The sequence below is a fragment of the Kitasatospora putterlickiae genome, assembly GCF_039527695.1.
In the GTDB taxonomy this organism is placed as follows: domain Bacteria; phylum Actinomycetota; class Actinomycetes; order Streptomycetales; family Streptomycetaceae; genus Kitasatospora; species Kitasatospora putterlickiae.
Genome location: NZ_BAAAKJ010000065.1, coordinates 2,240 through 4,082 on the forward strand (window position 1 = coordinate 2,240; position 1,843 = coordinate 4,082).

Annotated in this window: 3 protein-coding genes and 1 pseudogene; 1 reads left to right on the top strand and 3 read right to left on the bottom strand. The window is 72.5% G+C overall.

Annotated elements, in window-relative coordinates:
* Nucleotides 1–491: pseudogene (locus tag ABD308_RS07420) on the top strand (hypothetical protein); the annotation flags it as partial.
* Nucleotides 492–714: 223 nt separating this feature from the next.
* Here ABD308_RS07420 and ABD308_RS07425 read toward each other — a convergent pair.
* From ABD308_RS07425 to ABD308_RS07435, 3 genes are all read right to left on the bottom strand, one after another.
* Nucleotides 715–1,062 (bottom strand): PRC-barrel domain-containing protein, encoded by a 348-nt coding sequence (locus ABD308_RS07425; RefSeq protein ID WP_344329551.1) that lies wholly within the window; start codon nt 1,060–1,062, stop codon nt 715–717.
* Between the two features lie 151 nt (nt 1,063–1,213).
* Nucleotides 1,214–1,492: a GlsB/YeaQ/YmgE family stress response membrane protein gene (locus tag ABD308_RS07430; RefSeq protein WP_344329554.1), complete on the bottom strand. Its 279-nt coding sequence runs from the start codon at nt 1,490–1,492 to the stop codon at nt 1,214–1,216.
* Nucleotides 1,493–1,506: 14 nt separating this feature from the next.
* Nucleotides 1,507–1,843: PfkB family carbohydrate kinase (locus ABD308_RS07435; RefSeq protein WP_344329557.1), on the bottom strand; the 337-nt coding region annotated here is incomplete at its 5' end.

Here is a 1,843-nt window from a genome sequence, read left to right on the forward strand (position 1 = left end):
ACGGCGCCGACCGGGCCACCGCCCCCGGACTGGGCCGCGCCCTGGACGCCTACGACGCGGCCGGCCGCGTCCTGGACGCCGCCCGCGACATCCCCGACCTGGCCGGCGTGCTCGCCCTGGCCGCCGAGGGACGCGCCGCGCTCGCGGCCGAACCGCGGCTCCCCCTCTGCTTCTTCGACCCCCGGCACGGCGCCGCCGTCCGCCGCACCACCTGGCGCCCGCTCGGCCGCCGGGAACGCGTCGACGTCGCCGTCTGCGAGGACTGCGCCCAGGCCCTGCGCGCCCGCCGCGCACCCCAGGTCCTCGCCGTCCGCGACCAGGGGCACACCGTCCCCTACTTCGAGATCCCCGCCGACCGCAGCCTCTGGGCCGCCACCGGCTACGGCTCACTGCTCTCCGGCCCCGACGACACCCTCGCCGCCCGCGTCGGCACCGGCGCGTTCAGCCGCACCCGGCAGCGGTCCGGGAACCACGGGACGGCCGAGGACTGAGGACCGCCGCCGGCGTCACCGATCCGAGCGGGCCGTGACACCCTCTTTTCGCGTCATGGCCCTGGAAACGCGTGGTCCTGGAAACGCGGCGGGGCCGGTCCCCGAACACACGCGGTGTGTATTTCGGCGTGAGCGCGTGGGATCGCCGGCCTTCACGGCACATGGCCCGAGGGCCCCCGACCGGATGGTCTGGGGCCCTCGGGCCGGTGAGCGGGACGCCGGGTCAGATGGCGCCGCCGTAGTAGCCGCCGATCGTGCGGTGGTACTCGGGGTCCTCGGCGTGGCGGTCCTTCTGGTACTCCGGCGAGTTCTTGATCTCGTCCTTCGTCCGGTTCACCCACACCGTCCGCTCGTTGACGTCCACGCGCCGGATCGTGCCCGCGGGGAGCAGCACCTCCCGGCCGAAGATCCACGGGCCGGTGTCGACCACGATGTGCGCGGCGTCGACGTCCATGGTGTGCCGGTCGACCTTCCCGATGTGGCCGTCCTCGGCCTCGACGCGGTAGCCCGTCAGGTCCGTTCCCGTCGCGTAGCCCTCGGCGTCGCCGTAGTCCCACATTCCGCTGGTCATCAAAGCCTCCTCGTTCGAAGGTCGCTTTCACGATGTCGGCTGTCGGCTGCCCCGATCGGCTCGGAGCATGCCACCCATGACGGGGCATTCCGTCGGAAACCCGGAACGGCTCCCCCTCGCACGAGGGGAAGCCGTTCCGACCAGGGGGGGATCAGGCGTGGCGGTGATGGTTCCTGTTGCCGGTGACCAGTCGGTAGATCGCGAGGAGGATCACCGAACCGACGATGGCGGCGATCCAGGTGGAGAGGTCGAAGAAGCCGTCGATGGAGTCGACGCCGAACATCACCTTGCCGAGCCAACCGCCCAGCAGACCACCCGCGATGCCGATGAGGATCGTGACGATGACACCGCCCGGGTCCTTCCCCGGCATCAGTGCCTTGGCGATCGCGCCCGCGAACAGTCCGATCAGGATCCAAGCGATGACGCCCATGCGATTCTCCCGTCTCAATGGGTCAAGCCGCTGTCGGCGCTCGTTTTCACCGTGCGGACAATTCCAAACCCACCGGAATCCCCGTCGAGGGCTGCGGTGAGTTCGGCGGCGTCGGGCGGGGTGGCGCCGGGACGGGTGACGGTGAGGGTGGCGGCGGTGGTGGCGTGGGTGAGGGCGGTGGCGAGGGGGGCGCCGGTGTGGCGGGCGTGCAGGAGGGCCGACATGAAGGCGTCGCCCGCGCCGACGGTGTCGGCGACCTCGACCGGGTGGGCGCGGGCCTCGGTGCGGCGGCCGTCGGCGGCCCGCTCGGTCCCGGTCTCCACGAGCTGCGCGGGGTCGACCCGGTAGCGG